Raw genomic sequence first — 20610 nt, forward strand, 5'->3', positions numbered from 1 at the left:
TTCAAGTAAAATTTAAGTTGAAATCGGGAAATCTTACAAAACTGTTAGCAAAAATACCATTCTTTTATTTGTTATTTAACATCTTTTTCTTGTTCTTTTATAAGGGTTTTTAAATGGAAATATCGTTTGTACTCGTTTTTTAATATTTAAAATTCGAAAAACGATCCTTTATTGCGATTGTTCTTGAGGGAGAAGTATGGAATAATTGTTAAAAAATAATGTCACTGGAGGAAAAAACAATGAACTTTTGGCAGCGTGCATTAAAAAGTATCACCAGAAGAAAAGGGAAATCATTTATTTTATTTTTAGTTCTATTTATTCTAGGCAATGTGATCGCTGGTGCTGTAGCAATTCAACAATCCACTGCCAACGTGGAGCGAGAGACGAAACGCAAGATGGGGAACGTAGCTACGGTGGAAATGGATTGGGAAGGTTTCGAAAAAGATCATGCGGATGCTTCGGACGAAGAGCGGTCTCAAGAAGATTTTTATCCGAAACCACCAGCGCTGGATGTTTATGAGCAAATCGGTCAGTTAAGCTATGTGAAATATTTTGATTACCAAAATCAAGCTTGGTTAGAAACAACAAAATTGAAAGCCTATACGCCGGAGGATGGCTCGGTTGGCATGGGTGGCAACTATTTCTCTTTGAAGGGCGGAAATTTGGTTGAGCCATTAGACATGCAAGAAGGCTTGATTCGCTTGGATGAAGGCGAGGGATTAACAGAAAAAGATGTCAGTGAGTTGACGAATGCGGTATTGATCAGTAAAGAGATCGCAGAATTGAACAACCTGAGTGTCGGTGATCAATTGGTATGGGATACACGGGCAGAAGTCATGATGGAAGGTGGTTCAAGCGAGGGAGTGAGTGACGATAGTGAGGATGCGACGGACGAAACGGCTGAAAGTGGCAATCGTGTCGCAACCTTTGATTATCCTGTGACCATTGCAGGGATCTTTTCTGTCGTTAAAAAGGATCAAAGCAATCAAGGCAGTTCATCAGATCAAAGCAATTCTCAAAATAGTGATCAGATATGGCAAGTGATGGATCAAATCAACACCTTTTATGCTAGCAATAATTTAGTGCAAGATTTTAACAAATTGCAGTCTGAAAAGCTTTGGGGTCAAGAAGTGATCGAAGAAGAGTCAGACGCCTATTATCAACCGATCTTTGTCCTAAATTCAACGGATGACGTCGAAGCCTTTAAACAAGAAGCCGGTGCGTTATTGCCGCAATACTACCGCGTCATTGCCAATACGGATCAATACGAGCAGATCGCCGGTGGTTTTACTCGTTTAGGGGTGATCGCAAATTACATCGTGATCATTGCATCGATCGCTACCATCTTTATCATTTCCTTAGTGGTCTTGCTTTTCTTACGAGATCGGAAACAAGAATTAGGCATCTATCTTTCCTTGGGGGAAAGTCGGGGGAAAGTCATTGGTCAGATCGTGATTGAAGTCTTGCTGGTTAGTTTAGCCGCACTGCTATTGTCCTTAGTGACAGGGAACTTATTAGGTGGTGCCGTTTCAAATACCTTGATGCAAAACGATTGGATGAGCAATCAAAATGAGATGGGAGGTGTTTATTCTGGCGGTTTGATGGCAGCTAATATTGATTACATGGATATCAAGAATGCTTATCAAGTGTCCTTCTCAGCCGGCTACATCATCACGTATCTGCTGTTAGGTTTAGGAACTGTCTTACTCTCAGCGATTTTACCGCTATTGTATATTTTACGCTTGAATCCAAAGAAAATCATGATGTAGGAGGAACCAACGATGACTTTATTAGAAACCAAAGCAGTCGATTACTATTACCAAGACGGCGATCAGCGTCGCTATATACTGAAAGAGACTTCTGTTTCTTTTGAAAAAGGCCGATTTTATGCCATCTTAGGTCAATCTGGTTCGGGAAAAACGACGTTTTTGTCCTTGATCAGTGCACTGGATAGTCCGAAAAGTGGGCAAGTATTATATGAAGGCACCGATATCGAAAAAATTGGGCATGAGAATTACCGCCGCGACGACATCAGTATTATTTTCCAAAGCTATAATCTGATTCCCTATTTGAGTGCAGTCGAAAATGTCTTAGTGCCGATGGCAATCACGAAAAATCAGTTGCCGGACAATCAACGAGAAGTGGCGTACAATTTGCTGGATTATATAGGCATCACTAAAGAAAAAGCCGATCGTCTCGTCAATCAATTATCTGGTGGAGAACAACAACGGGTAGCGATCGCCCGGGCGTTAGCCACCAATGTCGATATCATTTTAGCGGACGAACCAACCGGGAATTTGGATGAAGAAATGGAACAGGAGATCATCGATATCTTTAAAGAGCTGGCACACGTCCACAACAAATGTGTGATCGTCGTGACCCACGCCAACGAGATCGCTCAACAAGCGGATGAAGTCTTGTATTTACGTAAAGGTGTGTTGAGTAAACATGAGTGATTTTTTATCAAATTTTAGCCCGGACAACTATGATGGCAAAAAGAAGCCCACGCCCGATCGCGAGAAAAAAACCAGCGAACCTGTCGTAGATCAAAACGCAAGTGGCGCGGAGCAAGCGGGCAAACCAGCAGAGCCGACGACGGTTCACCAATCAGAAGAGTCGACCGCTAGTGAGCCACTGAGTCGTTCGGCAGCCCGTCAACAAACACAGACGACTGAAGCAAAAGCGGCGAGTTCTGCGACGGAGAAGGTAGCGTCAAAGGAACCAGTCAGCCGGTTTGGGAAAGAAGAAACGGAATTTGATCCGACCTACAAAAAGCGTAAGCAGAAAAAAATCTTGCTGATTGCCCTACTGACCGCCTTGGCGGTTGCCGTGATCGGGATCGTCTACTATCAAATGACCCATGTGAAGGTGCCAGATTTCACTGCCCAAGATTTGTCAGAAGCGCGGACGTGGGGCGTGGAAGAAGGCGTTGCTATCAAAGTGGAGCAAGAATATGACTTTGACAAAGACGTCAACCAAGTGATCGACCAAAGTGTTGACCCTGACAAAAAGATCAAGAAGGGTGCCACATTGACACTGACGGCGAGTCTCGGGCCTGATCCTGAAGAACGCTTAGAGCTGCCAGATTTTTCAGCGATGCAAGTGACCGAAGCAAAAGAATGGATCGCCAGCAATAAAGCCGAGAACCTCTCTTTGATCGAACAATTTGACGACAACGTAGCAGCAGAAGCCTTTATTAAACAAGAGGCGGCCAACAAAGAGCTTGATTTGGCGGAATACAAACGCAAAGACCGTTTGAGTGTCTATTATTCAAAAGGGAAAGAGGTCTTTGAAAAAAATATTGAAGTACCTGATTTTACAGGCAAAGCCAAGAGTGAAGCTTCTGAATGGGCGAAAAAGAATGACTTGAAATACAAAGAAGAAACCGTCTTTTCTGACAGTGTCGCCCTGGATCTGGTGGTTTCACAAGAACCAGTCAAAGGCAGCAAACTCGCGAAAAAAGATGAATTTGTGGTGAAGGTCTCAAAAGGCCAAGCTTTGACCGTTCCAGATTTTTCACAATACACGATCGAAGAAGCCCAAGGACTAGAATCAAAAATCCCGCTGCAAGTCAGCACAGTCTATTCCGATCAAGTGGCGTATGGTAGTTTCTTGAGCCAGTCGGAAGAAGCAGGCAAAGAATACAGCGAAAGTGATACTTTGCCAACCGTCAAAGTCGTCTACTCATTAGGCCGACCATATTTAAAAGACATCCGTTTCCAAGCAACGGAAGGCGACTTGCCAAAACTATTCTTTGATGAATACAAATCAAAAGGCGCCAACGTCTATTACGAAATCTACTATGTCGATTCGGCTGAACCAAAAGGAACCGTTGTTGAAATGAGCCGCTACGGCGAGTTTATTCCCCTAGAAACGTGGATCACCATCGGGATCAGCCGCGGCAATCTGCAAGGCAGTACCCAAACTCCGCCGACAGATGATGGCGGTGATGATACCGATGAACCGGTCAGTACCGCTGGTTCAAACGCTACCGAATAATCCTTACTAAGTGCTTTTTCAAACCGCATCAAAAAAGCAAGCACCCTTCTTTGGAAGGGTGTTTTTACTTACTAATTGTAAAAAAAACACAAGCGAGCCGCTTGAAATCGCTGGGTCGATAAAGTAAACTTGATGGTAACGATAAAAAATGGCTCCGCAGTGCCATCTATAGAAGGGACGAAACAAATGATAAAAAAATTACTCGCGAATGTTGGCAGCTATAAGAAGGACAGCTTGCTGACCCCTGTGTATGTAGCAGGAGAGGTTGCCTTAGATGTCATTATGCCCCTGATCATGGCCATGATGATCGACCAAGGGATCGAAAAAGGAGACGCCGGTGTGATTCTAAGAGATGGCGGCTTGCTTTTTTTATGTTCCTTGATCGCATTACTTTTAGGAACGCTTGGCGGACGAACGGCAGCAATCGCTTCGGCTGGTTTTGCCCGCAACCTACGGCACAATCTGTTTCGCCGAATCCAAGATTTTTCCTTTTCAAACATTGACCGCTTTTCTTCCTCCAGTTTGATCACCCGCTTGACCACTGACGTGACCAACGTCCAAAATGCGTATCAAATGATTATTCGTATTCTGGTCCGCAGTCCGTTAGTTCTGATTTTCTCACTTGCAATGGTTAGCACCATCAGCCCAGAACTTATGACGATCTACTTAGTTGTTTTACCGATCTTAGCGATTGGCCTTGCCTTAGTGATTCGTTTTGCCCACCCGCTATTTCTAAAAGTATTCCGCATTTATGACCGCTTGAATAATGTGGTGCAAGAGAATCTACAAGGGGTTCGCGTCGTGAAATCGTATGTCCGGGAAGAACAACAAGAAGAACTGTTTGGCGAAGTGTCCACCGATGTTTATCGGAATTTCACTCTTGCGCAACGAATCGTCTCTTTTAACATGCCATTGATGCAATTTGCAGTCTATACATGTATGTTGCTCTTGTCATGGTTTGGTGCCCAGTTGATCGTGGAACAAAGTAGCCTGACGACTGGTGAATTAGTCAGCATGTTCAACTACACGATGCAGATTTTGATGAGCTTGATGATGATGTCGATGGCTTTCGTGCAGATTTTGATCGCACGAACGTCGGCAGAACGGGTCGTGGAAGTATTAGATGAAGAAAGTGACTTGAAAAATCCCGACGAGCCAGTCAAAGAAATCAAAGACGGCTCCATCATTTTTGAAAATGTCGGCTTTAGTTACGCCAATGACAAAAACAAGTTGGCGCTGACCGATGCGAATCTACGCATCGAATCCGGTGAAGTCATTGGGATCATTGGTGGAACCGGGAGCGGGAAATCCACCCTCGTCCAGCTGATCCCGCGCTTATATGATGTGATTGAAGGGCGTGTCATCGTCGGCGGTCATGATGTTCGCGACTATGATTTAGAAGCATTGCGGGACCAAGTAAGTATGGTCTTGCAAAACAATGTCCTTTTCAGCGGCACCATCAACGACAATTTACGTTGGGGCAATGAAGAGGCGTCGGATGAAGAGATCCAGCGCGTGGCAACGATCGCACAAGCCGATCCCTTCATTCAAGAATTTCCTGATAAATATGAAACGCAGATCTCACAAGGAGGAAACAATGTTTCTGGTGGACAAAAACAACGGTTGACGATTGCTCGTGCCTTGTTGAAGAAACCGAAAATCTTGATTCTCGATGATTCTACCAGTGCCGTCGATACCAAAACCGACCGCAGTATTCGTGAAGGCTTGAAACGAGAAATCCCGGGAACGACGACGATCATTATTTCCCAACGGATCAATTCGATCGAAGACGCCGATCGGATCATCGTAATGGATGATGGCAAAATCAACGGCATCGGTACCCATGAAGAATTATTGGCAAACAATGCCATCTATCAAGAAGTGTACCATTCGCAGCAGAAAGGATTTGGTGAAGGTGAAGAATAGACAAGCAGCAAATCCCAAGCGCACATTGAAACGCTTATTGCGGACGATGTTTGGCGACTACAAAGGACAACTCCTATTCGTCGTTGTTATGATCTTATTAAGTGCCTTTGCCAACGTTCGCGGTTCGTTGTTTTTACAAGTCGTGATCGACGATCATATCACACCGCTTTTAGGGCAAGCCAATCCTGATTTTGGCGGCTTGTTTCGGGCGATCGTTCAAATGGCGATCATCTACCTGATTGGGATCTTGGCCGCACTGATCTATAACTTTATGATGGTCAAGATCAGTGAAGGAACGCAGAAAAAAATCCGTGACCAAATGTTTACGCATATGCAGTCTCTACCCGTCGGTTACTTTGATGCCCGCTCAGATGGCGACATCATGAGTCACTTTACCAACGATACGGATACGTTGCGCCAAATGATCTCCCAAAGTATTCCCAACTTGATGATGGCGGCGGTAACCTTTTGTTCTGTCTTTATCGCCATGTTCTCCATCAGTGTCCCATTGACTTTGTTCGTGATGCTGTCGATTATTTTGATGCTGAATGTGATCCGCATCATTTCTCGCCGCAGCGGCCGCTTCTTTGGCGCACAGCAACGAGATTTAGGCGCTGTCAACGGGTATATCGAAGAAATAATGCACGGGCAAAAAGTCGTCAAGATCTTCAATCATGAAAAAATCGTCATGGAAGAATTTGATGCCTTAAATGACCAACTACAAGAAAGTGCCACTAAAGCCAATGTCAATGCCAATACCTTGATGCCGATCATGATGAACTTACTGAATGTCCAATATGTCTTGATCGCCATCATTGGGGGCCTGTTTGCCATCAATGGTGTTTCTGGCCTAACGGTCGGGATGATCGCTTCTTTCTTGCAGCTGAGCCGTTCATTAAATGGTCCTATCAGCCAGGTGTCACAACAAATCAACTTTGTGATCATGGCGTTAGCTGGTGCCGAGCGGATCTTCCATCTATTAGATGAAACGCCAGAAATCGATCATGGCTACGTCACACTGGTCAATGCCAAATGGTCGCAAGGTCAGCTAGTTGAAACCAAAGAACGAACAGGCACGTGGGCGTGGAAACATCCCCACGAGGATGGAACCATTACTTATACGGAAGTGACGGGAGACGTGCGATTTGAAGATGTTGATTTCGGCTATGTCGACAATCAACTGGTCTTACATGATATCAATCTGTATGCAAATCCTGGGCAAAAAGTTGCTTTTGTCGGTGCCACAGGTGCTGGTAAGACAACGATCACCAATTTGATCAATCGGTTCTACAACATCCAAGACGGGAAGATTCGTTATGATGGCATCAATATTGAAAAAATCCATCTTGAATCCCTGCGCCGCTCCTTAGGGATCGTGTTGCAAGACACCCATTTGTTTACTGGAACGATTCGCGAGAATATTCGCTTCGGAAAACTGGATGCTAGTGATGAAGAAGTGCTGGCAGCGGCAAAATTAGCCAATGCCGACATGTTTATCAACCACTTGCCAGAAAAATACGACACCGTGATCACGGGCGATGGCGAAGGGCTTTCCCAAGGGCAACGTCAGCTGTTAGCAATTGCGCGGGCAGCGATCGCTGATCCGCCAGTGATGATCTTAGACGAAGCCACCTCAAGCATCGATACCCGTACAGAGCGGATCGTCCAATCAGGGATGGACCGTTTGATGTCTGGACGGACCGTGTTTGTGATCGCCCATCGATTATCTACGATCCAAAACTCCGATGCCATCATGGTGATGGATCATGGCCGTATCATTGAGCGGGGGACTCATGAAACGCTATTGGCGGAAAAAGGCACCTATTATCAGCTCTATACTGGAAAAATCGAATTGGATTGATCCTGCCATGGCTACGGCTTGAAGCTGCAGCGACTGGCGATCTACCTATTTTTTCCCTTGTTTGCAACGACCGATTGGCAATAAGCCAGTCGGTTTTTTTGCGCAGCTCGAAAAAATGGTATACTGTCACTGAGATAGCCGCACAACGGCGGCAGCACATAAGCAGTTGTGCTGCGAAAAATGGATTCCATGAGGTGAAAATATGAAACTAGCATTGGCAAAGATCGTTTTAGATGATGAGTGGTATGAAGTGGTCCAATCGGAAAAAGGGCTAGTTTATTTTGGTCGGCAGCAGGATCATCATGAATTACTCAAGTTCTTTCCATTGGCTGAAATCAGTAGTACAGTTGACCTTGATCCAGTAATTGAAGCGCAGCTGCAAGCTTATTTTGCAGGGGAACCAGTGACATTTACTTTTGCGTTTGATTTTGTCGGGACACCATTTCAACAAACCGTTTGGCAAGCACTGACCCAAATTCCTTATGGGCAAACCACTACGTATAGTGACTTGGCGCTGCGCATTCAACGACCGGCTGCTGTCCGCGCTGTCGCAAATGCAGTGGGGCGTAACCCGATGATGATCGTGGTTCCTTGTCATCGGGTGTTAGGAAAAAACGGCCGCTTGACGGGGTACCGGGGCGGGTTAGCAACCAAACGCCGACTACTGCAACTGGAAGGGATTCCGTTTAAAGAGTAAGGGAAGCAAACTATTTATAGTAAAAAATACTAAAAAGCAATTTCATTTCCTTTTTTCTCTGGTATAATAAAATTGATTCCGGTTACAAGAAGGGGTGGAGGAAATGAACATCGTTGATTTGCAAAATGGTTCTGATATTCGAGGAATTGCGATCGCAACAGAAAAAGAGCAGGTGACACTGACAGAGCAAGCGGTTCGGCAAGTTGCTTCGGGCTTGCGCAACTGGTTGGCAACAAAGGGCAGCGGTCCTTTTCGCGTGGGAGTCGGTCGTGACAGTCGCTTGAGTGGCGAAGCACTGCAAGAAGTGTTGATGGCACAGCTGCAGCAAGAAGGCGTGGCAGTGATCGATTGCGGCTTGGCAACGACACCTGCCATGTTTATGAGTACACAGTTTGCGGATTTCGACTGTGATGCTGGTGTGATGCTGACAGCGAGTCATTTGCCTTATTACTTTAATGGAATAAAAATTTTCAGCCGCCAAGGCGGTGCCGAAAAAACGGATATCCACTATATTTTGACCCACACTACCGTTCATGAGGCAGCGGAAAAAGGAAGCTATCAGCAAAAAGACTTGCTGACGCCTTATGCCCAAGATCTACTGCAAAAAATTCGCCAAGGGATTGGAACCAATGAGGAAAAACCTTTGGCTGGATTAAAGATCATTGTTGATGCAGGCAATGGCGCCGGCGGCTTTTTTGCTGAAAAAGTATTGCTGCCGCTGGGAGCAGATACGAATGGCTCGCAATTTTTAGAACCGGATGGGCATTTTCCCAATCATATCCCGAATCCAGACAATAAAGAGGCAATGGCAAGTATTCGCGAAGCCGTCTTGCGGGAACAAGCTGATTTAGGCATTATTTTCGATACCGATGTCGACCGCTCGGCCGTCGTGACCAAAAGCGGTGAGCCCTTGAACCGCAACAATATGATCGCTGTATTAAGCAAGATCATCTTAGCGGAACACCCTGGCACGCGTATCGTCACCAATTCGCCAACCTCTAATCATTTAAAAACCTTTATCGAAGCACTGGGAGGACAGCAAGTACGCTATATTTCTGGCTACCGCAATGTGATCAACAAAGCGATCGAATTGAATGAAGCAGGACTGGACACACAGTTAGCCATCGAAACCAGCGGGCATGCCGCGTTTAAAGAAAATTTCTTTTTAGATGACGGGGCGTACGTGATCGCCAAGCTCTTGATGATGCTGCCTCAATTGCAACAGCAAGGCACGACACTGGATGAGCTGATCGCGGCGTTGCAACAACCCGCCGAGACCCAAGAATTGCGCTTTGCGATCCAACAAGCCGACTATCAAGACTATGGTCGCCAAGTGATCGCGGATTTAGCCGATCATTTGCTGCCAGGCTGGCAGATCGATCCAGAAAATGAGGAAGGTATTCGCATCAACTTGGCAGCGCCCTATGGCCAAGGCTGGTTCTTGCTGCGAATGAGCCTGCACGAACCACTGCTGGTGCTGCAGATCGAAAATGATGAAGCGGGTCATCTACCGGCAGTCGTTCAAGCGATCGGTCGCTTCCTATCGCAGTATGAAGCCATCGATCAAAGCAAACTGACACAGTTTTTAGCACAGCAACCAAAAATTTGAAGAAAAGCAGGGAACTAAAATGGTGATCTTGATGCTGCTGATCATGGCAGTGACGTATGGTGTGAATTTTTTCTTGTTTCGTTATTTGAACAAACGACCAAAAATCGATGTCGTTGAACGGTTATCAATGCTATTAGGTGTCAACATGAGTGTGCTTTTTTTCGATGGGATTTTATTGTTTATCGGAAAACTACTAATTGAGACTGTTGAGATCATCGAGTAACCTAGTCGTCCGTTTTTTGTTTGCCTCTTCACTGATTCCTCAGGACAGTGAAGAGGTTTTTTAGGGTTTGCTAAAAACGTCGATTAATGTTCGCATTCGTTTTTGATATTTGATAAAGTAAAGAGGAGAAAATTACGCAAAGTGAGGGAATTCACGGATATGGCAAAAATAATGGTAGTAGAAGATGAAGCGGTGATTCGCCAACTGATTATCGAAGAACTAGAAAAATGGCAGTTTGAGACCTTTGGCACGACGGATTTCCATCAAGTGTTGACTGACTTTGAAGAACAAGAGCCCCAACTGATTTTACTGGATATTAATTTGCCGGTTTTTGATGGCTACTATTGGTGTCAAAAAATCCGCGAAGCTTCCAAAGTACCAATCATTTTTATTTCCAGTCGCAATACCAATATGGATATGATCATGGCCATGAATATGGGGGCGGACGATTTTGTGACAAAACCTTTTGAGATCGACGTTCTGATTGCAAAAATCAATGCCTTATTGCGCCGTTCCTACAACTATGTAGAAAGCAGCAGCGAGACGTTAGTGCATAACGGTTTGACCCTCAATATCGACAACAGCAGCATGTATATCAATGGCGAAAGCATCGATCTTAGCAAAAACGAATACCGCCTGCTGTATATTTTGATGAAAAATCACGGCAAGATTTTAAGTCGTGAAAAAATCTTGCGGGCCTTATGGGATGACGAGCGTTTTGTAGATGACAATACCTTGACGGTCAATATCAATCGTTTGCGACGAAAAATCGAACAAGCGGGGATGAATGGCTACATTGAAACCAAGGTTGGTCAAGGGTATATCGTACCATGACAAAGTGGCGGGTTTTGCGCAGTTTTTTGAAAGATCGTTGGCTGCTGTTTATTGGCTGGCTGGTCTTTTTCGTGTTGACGGTCTTAGTTTTTTGGCTGACTCCTCATTCCCCGATGGATTGGGGTACAGTCGGCTATCTCTTTTTGATGCAAAGTGTCTTGATGGTGTTCTTTTTGGCAATCAGCTACTTATCTAAGCGGCGTTTTTGGCAAAAAATCACCCCCAAGCCCGGAGACAGCTTGCTGCAAAACTACTTGCAAGGAGCACGCTCGGCGGAAGAAGAACGGATCGAATCTTACATCAATCAGTTGATCCGAGAGCACCAAGAATTGATGCAGCAAGTCGTCAGCAATCAAGAAGAACAAAAGGAATACATCGATTCGTGGGTCCATGAAATCAAAGTACCTTTAGCCGCATCACGATTGCTTTTGCATTCGATCGAATTTGATATTCCAGATGAAAAATTCATCTTACTAGAAAATGAATTGAACCGCATGAACGAATACGTCGAGCAAGTCTTGTACGTCGCCCGTTTGGACAGCTTTTCAAAAGATTATCTGGTCCAAGAAATTTCATTGAAAGCCGTCATCCAGCCGGTTTTACGCAGTCAGGCAAATTATTTTATCCAAAAGAACCTGCACTATGCCGTTGAAGGTGAGGATCAGCAAGTGTTGACCGATGAAAAATGGCTCGGCTTTATCTTTCGACAATTGGTCAGCAATGCCGTTAAGTACACACCACAAAATGGGCAGCTGACAATTCGGATCGAAAAAGATGCCCAAGGAACCTATCTTCACTTGCAAGATAGTGGGATCGGCATTCCTAAAGAAGACATGCGTCGCATCTTTGATAAAGGCTTTACGGGCGAAAATGGGCGCCAAACGGACACCCACTCGACGGGATTAGGGCTCTTTTTAGCGAAAAGTTTAGCGAAGGAATTAGGCATCGAGCTAACGGCTTCGTCGACAGTTGGAAAAGGAACCACCATGACGCTGTTCTTTCCCTTGTTGAGTTATTATGAGGAAAAACGCTAATCTGCTTTTTTTCGAGTATCTTTTTGTGTTTTTTGACAAAAATCACTTGTCCCTAGAACGTTTTCACTGATACACTAAAGCTTGTGTTTAAAATTGAATGGTAAGGATGAATGAAATGGAGATACTCGTTGCATTAGTACCAATGTTTGCGTGGGGCAGTATTGGTTTAGTAAGTGCCAAACTTGGCGGGGATGCGAACCAGCAAACGCTAGGAATGACGATTGGTGCCTTTTTCTTTTCTCTGGTCGTATATTTTGTGACGATGCCAGTGATTGATGGAAAGGTGATTTTGATCGGTCTTTTGTCTGGTCTCTTTTGGTCCGTCGGTCAAAACGGTCAATTCCATGGCATGAAATATTTAGGTGTGTCTGTTGGACTGCCGCTTTCAACCGGCATGCAGCTGATTTTAAATACGGTCGCCGGTGCATTGTTTTTTGCGGAATGGACCCAGACCCGCGATTATGCATTAGGTGTTAGCGCATTGATCTTATTGGTGATCGGGGCTTATCTGACCGCTCGCCAAGATGGTGAAAGTCCGGTAGAAGCCGGCAGCAAGATGCTTGATTTTCCTAAAGGATTTCGGGCATTGATCTCATCCACGATTGGGTACGGCGCCTATACGATTTTGATTACTTGGGCAGGATTGGACCCATTGGCGATCATTTTGCCACAAAGTGTCGGGATGCTGATCGGTGCCAGCCTATTTGCTTTAAGAAAGACGAAGGTCGACCGTTTTGTAGGGAAAAATACCTTGTCAGGATTGTTATGGGGCATCGGCAATGTCTGCATGCTGATCACGGTTCAGCAAGTCGGACTAGCGGTGGGCTTCTCATTGTCGCAGATGGGAATCATCATTTCAACGCTAGGCGGGATTTTTATTCTCGGCGAAAAGAAAACCAAAAAAGAACTGCGGTATGTGGTGATTGGTTGTCTGCTGGTGATTATCGGCGGTGTTTTGCTGGGGTATATGAAAGCAACATAAACGTATATTTTTGAGGAGGAGTTATGGATTTATTTCGAAAAAAAGTCATACAACGGGAAAGTGTGACGAATTTAAAAAAAGAGTTGAAGTTAAAAGATTTGATTATGTTGGGGATCGGCGCCATTATCGGCACAGGTATCTTTGTTGTTACAGGGACTGCTTCTGCTGAGTATGCCGGACCGGCATTGATTCTTTCCTTTGTTGTAGCTGGTATCGTTGTTGTGTTATCAGGGCTTTCTTTTGCGGAATTTGCTTCTCGGATCCCCGTTTTAGGGGGCGCCTATTCGTATCTGTATGTCGTTTTTGGTGAATTTACCGCGTGGCTGGCAGGCTGGTTTTTGATTTGCGAGTTCTTATTGGCCGTTTCTTCGGTGGCATCTGGCTGGTCAGGCTATGTGCAAGGCTTTTTGGCCAGTGCGGATATCCATTTACCAACCGCGTTGACGGGCGGTTATGACCCAAGCAAGGGGACCTACATTGATTTGATCGCTGGTTTAGTCATTATTTTTGTAACCTTGTGGGTCAGCCAAGAAGCGAAAAAAGCGTTACGTTTGAACAATGCCATGGTATGGGTCAAATTCGGCGTGATCCTCTTATTTATCGTCTTTGGTGCCTTTTTCGTGGAACCAGACAACTGGCAGCCCTTTATGCCCTTTGGTTTTTCAGGCGTCTTTAATGGTGCAGCGTTAGTCTTCTTTGCTTTTCTTGGCTTTGATGCCGTCGCAATGGCAGCGGAAGAAGTCGAAGATGCCAAGAAAAATGTCCCTCGAGGAATCATTGGTTCCATTGCGATCGCAACTGTCCTTTATATCATTGTCACACTGATCATGACGGGAATCGTTCCGTTTGCGGAATTAGGAGTCAATGATCCGGTAGCTTTTGCGATGCGTTATGTCGGTCATGGGGTTGTCGGATCAATCATTTCTGTGGGTGCGATCTTGACCTTATTAACAGTGACGATCGCTATGATGTACTCCTTGGCGCGTCTGTTATATGCCATCAGTAAAGATGGGTTATTGCCAAAAGCGATGCAAGCCATTGATCCAAAGCATCAAACACCAAAGAAAGCGACCTACATCGCGGGTGTTTTTGCTTTCTTCTTTGCGGCAGCTTTCCCATTGAATATCTTGGCAGAATTGACCAACATTGCGGCATTGTCGTATATGATCTTAATGTCCTTAGGAATCATCAAGCTGCGGAAGATGATGGGCCCACCTGCTAAAGGCGAATTCAAAGTACCACTGGTACCGTTATTGCCTTTGTTGTCCGTTGCCAGCTGTCTCTTCTTGATGACCCGTCTACAAACGGCGACCTGGATCGTTTTTGGGATCTCCTTAGTGATCGGAATCGCGATCTATTTTGTATATGGCTATCGTAACAGCGAATTAAATGAGAAAATTGACGAATAGGATTGTGAAAAGGCAAAGACCCGGATGCGGTTTTTGTCTTTTTTTATGTAAATATAGCCGAGCTTCCTATAAGCAGCGTTTTAGGAGGCTTTTTTTGTTATTCAAATAGTGGTCATTTCTGGTGCTGATCATTGCAATGACAGTCTTTCTTGATCAAAAGTCCTCTATGAATCTGCTTTTTTTGAGAAATTTTCCAAATGACAGATTCGCTAAAGGTTCATCCAGTATGCTTTTGTTAGAGAAAAAAAGAGAGGATGTTGGCAATTGAATTATATGAAACGGGCATGGCTGAGTGTGACGAGAAAGCGAGGAAAATCTGCAATATTGTTTGCTGTTATTCTAATTTTAGGAAATGTAATCGCTGGAGCAATTGCGGTCAATCAGTCGACTCAAAATGTCGAAAAGCAGATCAAAAACCAATTAGGTTCCCTCGCAACGATCGATATCGACTATGAAGCCTTGATGGCAAATAGTGAGGGCGGCACAAGTATGGAGGAGATTCAGCCGCTGCCGGAGGAGCTGATCAAACAAATTGGCGAGCGCTCGGAAGTCAAACAGTATGACTATTTGCGAGAAGCAATGATTGCTGTTGATAAATTCAAACCCTATAGTTTTAGACCAGAAGTTGAAAACGAGAATATCATGGTTTCTGGAGGTATGGATTCTTGGGTCTATTTAACAGGAACCAATCTCTTACAACCGTTGGATTTTGAAGAAGATACGGTGAATTTAACACAGGGACGCTTCTTTACAGAAGAGGAACAGCGTACCGGAAAACGTGTAGGGTTGATTTCTGAAGAGGTGGCTCAGGAAAACGGCTTGACCGTTGGTGACACCATGGTATTAGATGGACAGTTTATCGATTATTCATCTGGTGGAGATCCAGAGAAACAAAAAGGCAATGATTATCCTATCGAAATCGTCGGGATCTTTAAAAATACCAGCTTAGAAAAAGCGAATGAACAAGGACAAGAGGGGGGAGTCAGCTCGTTTGCTTTTGATGATCGTCCCTTCAATCGGATCTATATGCCAAATGATGCTGTGAAAACGATTGTTGAAGAGGAACGTGCGGGGCGACAAGCGGCGTTTCCAGCGACAGACCCCGGATCTGACGAGGATTTCTTTACCCCGCAATTTATTTTGAATCAACCAGAAGATGCAGAACAATTCAAACAAGAGGTGACACCACTCTTGCCAAATGGCTATAAGGTCAATGCTTCTACGGATGAGTATGACCGTGTGGGAACCAGTATGAATCGCTTATCACAAATTTCCTCGTATGTCGTAGTGATTGCGGTGATTGCTTCCTTGATTATTATCTCCTTGATCATTGTGTTGTTTACCCGTGATCGTAAATATGAGTTAGGCATCTACCTTTCGTTAGGGGAACGCCGGAAATACGTGTTTGCACAGATTGTGATCGAACTCCTGTTGATTGGTGTCAGTGCAATGCTGATCTCCTTGGTTACAGGGAATATGCTGGGCAAGATGGTTTCTGAATCTTTGTTAGCCAGCAGTATGCTAGAGGCAAACCAGGCAGGGATGGAACAATTCTTTGTGGGGGCACCGAAAATCGACCAAGCGACGATCAACGAGGCGTTTCGCGTTCAATATACCTTATCTTATGTGATCGCCTTTTTAGCGACTGGGATCGTGACGATCTTGCTTTCGGCAGTGGTGCCGCTGTTGTACATTTTACGGTTGAATCCGAAAAAAATCATGCTGTAAGGAGCGATGAACATGGCAATTTTAGAAACAAAAGACATGACGTATTACTACCAAGATGGCGAGAATCGCCGGAAAATTTTAGATAAAACCAATATCTCCTTTGAAAAAGGTAAATTTTACACGATCTTAGGAAAATCAGGCTCAGGAAAGACCACTTTTCTTTCCTTGATCAGTGCATTGGATCAGCCAACCGATGGGGAAGTGTTTTTTGAAGAAAAAAATATCAAAACGATCGGTTATGAAGAATATCGCCGCAACAAAATCAGTTTGATTTTTCAAAGTTACAACTTGATCCCTTATTTGACGGCTTTAGAAAACGTCCTTGTTTCGATGGCGATTTCAGACAACAAACTCCCGGATCAGCACGATCAAATTGCGTATCGTTTGCTGGACTATATCGGCATCAATTCCACGAAAGCCGATCGTTTCGTCAATCAGCTTTCCGGTGGGGAACAGCAGCGGGTCGCCATCGCTCGTGCTTTAGCGACCAACGTTGATATCATTTTAGCCGATGAACCTACCGGGAATTTGGATGAAGGCATGGAACAAGAAATCGTGGATATTTTTAAAGAACTAGCGGCGATCCACAACAAGTGCATCATCGTAGTGACCCATTCGACCGAGATCGCCAAGCAGTCAGATCAGACTTTTTACTTAAAAAAAGGTGCGTTGACGGCCTATGAGTGATTTTTTATCGAAGTTTGAAGAAGAACCGAAACAGCCAGACAAGGAATCAGCAGCAGCCGAAGTACCTTCTTCCCGTGCTTCCCGAAAAGAAAAAGGTTCAGCTTCTTTAGAAGAGGGGATCGAACATGATCCCTCCTTCAAAAAGAAGCGGCGAAAAAAACGACTGCTAGGGTTAGCTGCCTTGCTTGGACTCTTTATACTCAGCGGCTTTTTATTTTTCCAATTGGCGTATGTCCGGTTGGATAACTTTGTGGACAAAGAGATCTCAGAGGTCAGAGAATGGGCAGCGGAACATGATCTTGCGGTTGATGTCACACCAGCCTATGATGAAGCCCCAGCCAATCAAGTGATCGCCCAAGCAGAAGCTGCCAGAAGTCGAGTCAGAAAAAGAAGCACTCTGCATCTAACCGTGAGCCAAGGACCTGATCCAGAAGAGAAATTGGCATTGCCAGACTTTATGGAAATGACGAGGGACGAGGCAGCAGAGTGGATCGAAAAAAATCAAGCAAGCAATTTGACGATCGTCGATGAATACCACGATGAGATCGAGGAAAAAGCACCGATTCGAGTAGAATTTACCAATAAAGAAGTCTCACGAGAGAACTATCATCGTCGAGATGTCGGACGAGTCTTTTATTCCAAAGGCGAAGAAACCTTTGAAAAAGATATTGAAGTACCAGACTTTAGTGATAAAACCCGTGCAGAGGTAGAAACATGGGGGAAAGCCCATGAGCTGGAGCTTGAAGTCAAAGAACAGGCTTCGGATACTGTGGAAGAAGGCAAAGTCATTGAACAAAGCGTGGCACCAAAAGAAAAAATCGCGAAACGGGATGCGTTTCAAGTAACGATTTCCCTAGGGAAAGGGGTCACCGTACCAGACTTTTCAACGATTTTACCAGATGATGCCCAGGCCGCTGTTGAGGGTGTCACTGTGCGGATGCGGATGCAGTTTACTCAGAGTCTGCCCTATGGACAATTGATCTCGCAAAGTGAGACCGCCGGGACCGTCTTAACCAGCAAAGATGACCAAGGCATCGAAGTCGTCTATTCGGCAGGTCAACCTTATATCAAAGATTACCGTCGAAGCGAGATCCTTGAAGGGGATCTGCAAAAACTCTTCTTTGATGAATTCCGTTCAAAAGGGGCGAACATCAGCTATCAAGTCCGTTATGTCAATTCAGCAGAACCCTACGGGACAATCGTGGGGATGAGCAAGTTCAATCAGTTTTTACCGTTAGAAGATACGATTACCTTTGATATCAGTTTAGGCAATCAGACAGCCCCTGCGGCATCTGATTCTGAATAGTCGCTTTCTTTTTTAGTCAACCTGCAAAAGGAGGAAACCCATGCGTCATCAAGAGAATTTTCAAGACCTTAGGAAAAAGCTGTTTGTGTTTTTACTAAGCGGTATGGTAGCATTGTTGCTACACATGTGAATTCATCAATCCAGCGAACACGTGCGGATCGTTTCAACAGAACGTTTTATTGGAGAACAATTGGAATGATCCTACAGGAATGATTGTGCTTACCGAAAAGTGATTGAAAAAGAAATGATGAGTGTAAAAGGGGGACTGACCAATGCGGATTTTATTCGTAGAAGATGAGCCATCGATCGCAGAAGCGGTTGCCAGCTTATTGAAAAAACAGCATTATTCCGTTGATTTGGCCTTTGACGGCGAAACCGGACTAGATTATGCAGCGAGTGGTGTATATGACATTCTCGTTTTGGATATCATGCTGCCAAAAATCGATGGGATCACATTGCTAAAGACGTTACGCAAGCAAAATATTCGCACGCCGATCATTATGTTGACGGCCAAAAGCGAAGTCGATGACAAAGTACTCGGCTTGGATGCAGGAGCCGATGATTACTTGACGAAACCCTTTCAAATGAAAGAGCTGCTGGCACGGATTCGTTCGCTAGGCAGAAGAAAAGATTTGGATTATCAAGAAGACCAATTAGCCTTTGGCAACGTGGGCTTAGATCGTAATGAGCTGCAGTTAGCCACGCCTAGCAATCAAGTGGTGTTGTCACCCAAAGAAATGAAACTGATGGAACTGTTCTTATCTAGACCCAAAGTGATCTTATCAAAAGAAACCATCATCAATAAAATTTGGGGCTTTGATCCCGATGTGGAAGAAAACCGCGTTGAAATCTATGTGTCTTTGCTGCGGAAAAAACTGACGCTGCTTGAAGCGGATATCGGCATTCGCACGATCCGCAATGCGGGGTATATTTTGCAGAGCAAGGAGCCGCCATGTTAAAAAAATTGCGAAATAAAATGCTGTGGTTCAATATGGCGTTGATCTCAATCATTGTCTTAGGTGCCTTTACCTTTATCTATATTTTGAATGCCACCCAAATTGAAAACGAGATCCAATCATTGATCTCGCAAGAAGCAAACACCCTAGCTGCGGTACCTTTGGATGAGGAGGAAGTGCGGCAATCACTGACAGAACCTGAGTATCCAATGATGTTGACCATCACGAATAGTACTAGTGAGCTCAGAGAGATCGCTCTACTTGACATTAGCCAAATGGATGTCGTGATTCAAAGTATTGATGAGAGCGTCGATCAAAACGAGCTTTATGAAGCCTTGGTCGATGCAGCGGCGAAACAAGGGGAGATCCCTAACGAAGTGAAGGTGAATGGCCGAAATTGGCGGTATGCGCTCTTTTTGGTGACTTCCTTTAGTCATTATTCGATCAATCATGATTCGATGGGGGAATATTCCACTAGTATCAATAATTACGAGCCATTTTATCAAGTGCTGTTCTTTGACGTCACCGACTACAAAACCAGTCTAAGCAACTTAAGAACCACGCTTTTGATCATCGGGGTCTTAGCCTTAGTCAGTATTTATATCGCTAGCTTTTATGTCGCCAATCGAGCCTTACGACCAGTGGAACTGGCTTGGCGCAAACAAAAAGAGTTTGTTTCTAACGCTTCCCATGAGCTGAAAACACCACTGGCGATCATTCAAGTCAATGCCGAGGTATTAGCTGGCAGTCCAGAAGAAACCTTGGAAAGCCAAATGAAATGGCTGGAAAACATTCAGTTAGGTTCCGAACGGATGGATGAGCTAGTAAATAGCTTATTGATGCTGACCAAATTCGAAAGTGCCGAGCAAGAAGTCGTGCGTTCGGTGATCGATGCCAGTCAAGTCGTGCAAAGTGTTTATCAAAGCATGGAGGCCATTGCACTGGAAAAAGGGATCCACTATCAGGAACAGATCGCTAAACAGGTGCGCCTTGAAAGCAATGAGCAAGCCTTACGGCAATTGACCATGATTTTGGTGGACAATGCCTTGAAATATACACCTACTGGAGAAACCGTCACAGTGGCACTCGTTGAACGCCAACGAAAAACGGTGCTGCAAGTGTCCAACAGTGGTTGCCCGATCCCAGAAGAAAAAATTCCCTATGTCTTTGATCGCTTCTACCGCGGGGATCCTTCTCGCAACCATCAAGACGGTGGCTATGGGTTAGGTTTAGCCATCGCCAAAGCCATCACAGAAATGCTGCAGGCACAAATCAGTTTGACGGTGGATCAAGACGGCGTCAATCACTTTGAAGTTTCATTTCATTGAAAAATGAGCTTTACCGTTAGGAAATAAAAGA

Annotated in this window: 17 protein-coding genes; all 17 read left to right on the plus strand. The window is 44.7% G+C overall.

The features are described from left to right. The first annotated feature begins 218 nt into the window (after positions 1-218). The 17 genes from ACI3E5_RS02370 to ACI3E5_RS02450 all read left to right on the plus strand — a co-directional run bounded on the left by ACI3E5_RS02370 (position 219) and on the right by ACI3E5_RS02450 (position 20579). On the plus strand, positions 219-1769 hold the full coding sequence (locus ACI3E5_RS02370) for an FtsX-like permease family protein (protein ID WP_081091740.1): 1551 nt from the start codon (positions 219-221) through the stop codon (positions 1767-1769). 12 nt (positions 1770-1781) lie between these two features. Beyond that, positions 1782-2456 carry an ABC transporter ATP-binding protein gene (locus ACI3E5_RS02375; protein WP_010749041.1) on the plus strand — a complete coding sequence of 225 codons (675 nt, stop codon included), beginning with the start codon at positions 1782-1784 and terminating at the stop codon, positions 2454-2456. Further along, the gene (locus tag ACI3E5_RS02380) at positions 2449-3999 is read left to right on the plus strand and encodes a PASTA domain-containing protein (RefSeq protein WP_060792564.1); all 1551 of its coding nucleotides are present in this window, start codon (positions 2449-2451) and stop codon (positions 3997-3999) included. The genes ACI3E5_RS02375 and ACI3E5_RS02380 overlap by 8 nt, the downstream gene beginning before the upstream one ends. 186 nt (positions 4000-4185) lie before the next feature. Continuing rightward, positions 4186-5925 carry an ABC transporter ATP-binding protein gene (locus ACI3E5_RS02385; protein ID WP_008382065.1) on the plus strand — a complete coding sequence of 580 codons (1740 nt, stop codon included), beginning with the start codon at positions 4186-4188 and terminating at the stop codon, positions 5923-5925. Next, positions 5864-7786 (plus strand): ABC transporter ATP-binding protein, encoded by a 1923-nt coding sequence (locus tag ACI3E5_RS02390; protein ID WP_498820781.1) that lies wholly within the window; start codon positions 5864-5866, stop codon positions 7784-7786. Before ACI3E5_RS02385 ends, ACI3E5_RS02390 begins: the two co-directional genes overlap by 62 nt. 202 nt (positions 7787-7988) lie before the next feature. Further along, the gene (locus ACI3E5_RS02395; RefSeq protein ID WP_498820750.1) at positions 7989-8483 is read left to right on the plus strand and encodes a methylated-DNA--[protein]-cysteine S-methyltransferase; all 495 of its coding nucleotides are present in this window, start codon (positions 7989-7991) and stop codon (positions 8481-8483) included. Between the two features lie 103 nt (positions 8484-8586). Continuing rightward, the gene (locus ACI3E5_RS02400; protein WP_060792561.1) at positions 8587-10092 is read left to right on the plus strand and encodes a phosphohexomutase domain-containing protein; all 1506 of its coding nucleotides are present in this window, start codon (positions 8587-8589) and stop codon (positions 10090-10092) included. A 19-nt stretch (positions 10093-10111) separates the two neighbouring features. Beyond that, positions 10112-10315, plus strand: coding sequence for a hypothetical protein (locus ACI3E5_RS02405; protein WP_005227790.1), 204 nt, complete (start codon positions 10112-10114; stop codon positions 10313-10315). 159 nt (positions 10316-10474) lie between these two features. Continuing rightward, positions 10475-11149 carry a two-component system response regulator SapR gene (gene sapR / locus ACI3E5_RS02410; RefSeq protein ID WP_060792560.1) on the plus strand — a complete coding sequence of 225 codons (675 nt, stop codon included), beginning with the start codon at positions 10475-10477 and terminating at the stop codon, positions 11147-11149. Then, the gene (gene sapS, locus ACI3E5_RS02415) at positions 11146-12183 is read left to right on the plus strand and encodes a two-component system sensor histidine kinase SapS (RefSeq protein WP_016621950.1); all 1038 of its coding nucleotides are present in this window, start codon (positions 11146-11148) and stop codon (positions 12181-12183) included. Before sapR ends, sapS begins: the two co-directional genes overlap by 4 nt. A gap of 115 nt (positions 12184-12298) precedes the next feature. Beyond that, entirely contained in the window at positions 12299-13165 is an 867-nt protein-coding gene (locus ACI3E5_RS02420) for a GRP family sugar transporter (protein ID WP_008379298.1), read from the plus strand. A 23-nt stretch (positions 13166-13188) separates the two neighbouring features. Next, a complete protein-coding gene (locus ACI3E5_RS02425) occupies positions 13189-14574 on the plus strand; it encodes an APC family permease (protein ID WP_005233503.1) in 1386 nt (461 codons plus the stop codon). A gap of 273 nt (positions 14575-14847) precedes the next feature. Beyond that, the gene (locus ACI3E5_RS02430; RefSeq protein ID WP_060792591.1) at positions 14848-16302 is read left to right on the plus strand and encodes an ABC transporter permease; all 1455 of its coding nucleotides are present in this window, start codon (positions 14848-14850) and stop codon (positions 16300-16302) included. Positions 16303-16314: 12 nt separating this feature from the next. Beyond that, positions 16315-16989, plus strand: coding sequence for an ABC transporter ATP-binding protein (locus ACI3E5_RS02435; protein ID WP_008379303.1), 675 nt, complete (start codon positions 16315-16317; stop codon positions 16987-16989). Beyond that, positions 16982-18295: a PASTA domain-containing protein gene (locus ACI3E5_RS02440; protein ID WP_060792559.1), complete on the plus strand. Its 1314-nt coding sequence runs from the start codon at positions 16982-16984 to the stop codon at positions 18293-18295. The genes ACI3E5_RS02435 and ACI3E5_RS02440 overlap by 8 nt, the downstream gene beginning before the upstream one ends. 272 nt (positions 18296-18567) lie before the next feature. Continuing rightward, positions 18568-19254 carry a response regulator transcription factor gene (locus ACI3E5_RS02445; protein ID WP_016612966.1) on the plus strand — a complete coding sequence of 229 codons (687 nt, stop codon included), beginning with the start codon at positions 18568-18570 and terminating at the stop codon, positions 19252-19254. Next, the gene (locus ACI3E5_RS02450; RefSeq protein WP_060792558.1) at positions 19248-20579 is read left to right on the plus strand and encodes a sensor histidine kinase; all 1332 of its coding nucleotides are present in this window, start codon (positions 19248-19250) and stop codon (positions 20577-20579) included. Before ACI3E5_RS02445 ends, ACI3E5_RS02450 begins: the two co-directional genes overlap by 7 nt. Positions 20580-20610 lie beyond the last annotated feature (31 nt).

The sequence above is a fragment of the Candidatus Enterococcus avicola genome, assembly GCF_047470845.1.
Lineage (GTDB): Bacteria > Bacillota > Bacilli > Lactobacillales > Enterococcaceae > Enterococcus_D > Enterococcus_D casseliflavus.

Excerpts from the sequence above, each read along its gene's own strand:
- ACI3E5_RS02395 (WP_498820750.1), top strand. The coding sequence starts at position 7,989 with ATGAAACTAGCATTGGCAAAGATCGTTTTAGATGATGAGTGGTATGAA.
- ACI3E5_RS02380 (WP_060792564.1), top strand. The coding sequence starts at position 2,449 with ATGAGTGATTTTTTATCAAATTTTAGCCCGGACAACTATGATGGCAAA.
- ACI3E5_RS02385 (WP_008382065.1), top strand. The coding sequence starts at position 4,186 with ATGATAAAAAAATTACTCGCGAATGTTGGCAGCTATAAGAAGGACAGC.
- ACI3E5_RS02375 (WP_010749041.1), top strand. The coding sequence starts at position 1,782 with ATGACTTTATTAGAAACCAAAGCAGTCGATTACTATTACCAAGACGGC.
- ACI3E5_RS02370 (WP_081091740.1), top strand. The coding sequence starts at position 219 with ATGTCACTGGAGGAAAAAACAATGAACTTTTGGCAGCGTGCATTAAAA.
- ACI3E5_RS02450 (WP_060792558.1), top strand. The coding sequence starts at position 19,248 with ATGTTAAAAAAATTGCGAAATAAAATGCTGTGGTTCAATATGGCGTTG.
- sapR (WP_060792560.1), top strand. The coding sequence starts at position 10,475 with ATGGCAAAAATAATGGTAGTAGAAGATGAAGCGGTGATTCGCCAACTG.
- ACI3E5_RS02430 (WP_060792591.1), top strand. The coding sequence starts at position 14,848 with ATGAAACGGGCATGGCTGAGTGTGACGAGAAAGCGAGGAAAATCTGCA.
- ACI3E5_RS02435 (WP_008379303.1), top strand. The coding sequence starts at position 16,315 with ATGGCAATTTTAGAAACAAAAGACATGACGTATTACTACCAAGATGGC.
- ACI3E5_RS02440 (WP_060792559.1), top strand. The coding sequence starts at position 16,982 with ATGAGTGATTTTTTATCGAAGTTTGAAGAAGAACCGAAACAGCCAGAC.
- ACI3E5_RS02425 (WP_005233503.1), top strand. The coding sequence starts at position 13,189 with ATGGATTTATTTCGAAAAAAAGTCATACAACGGGAAAGTGTGACGAAT.
- sapS (WP_016621950.1), top strand. The coding sequence starts at position 11,146 with ATGACAAAGTGGCGGGTTTTGCGCAGTTTTTTGAAAGATCGTTGGCTG.
- ACI3E5_RS02405 (WP_005227790.1), top strand. The coding sequence starts at position 10,112 with ATGGTGATCTTGATGCTGCTGATCATGGCAGTGACGTATGGTGTGAAT.
- ACI3E5_RS02400 (WP_060792561.1), top strand. The coding sequence starts at position 8,587 with ATGAACATCGTTGATTTGCAAAATGGTTCTGATATTCGAGGAATTGCG.
- ACI3E5_RS02445 (WP_016612966.1), top strand. The coding sequence starts at position 18,568 with ATGCGGATTTTATTCGTAGAAGATGAGCCATCGATCGCAGAAGCGGTT.
- ACI3E5_RS02390 (WP_498820781.1), top strand. The coding sequence starts at position 5,864 with ATGCCATCTATCAAGAAGTGTACCATTCGCAGCAGAAAGGATTTGGTG.
- ACI3E5_RS02420 (WP_008379298.1), top strand. The coding sequence starts at position 12,299 with ATGGAGATACTCGTTGCATTAGTACCAATGTTTGCGTGGGGCAGTATT.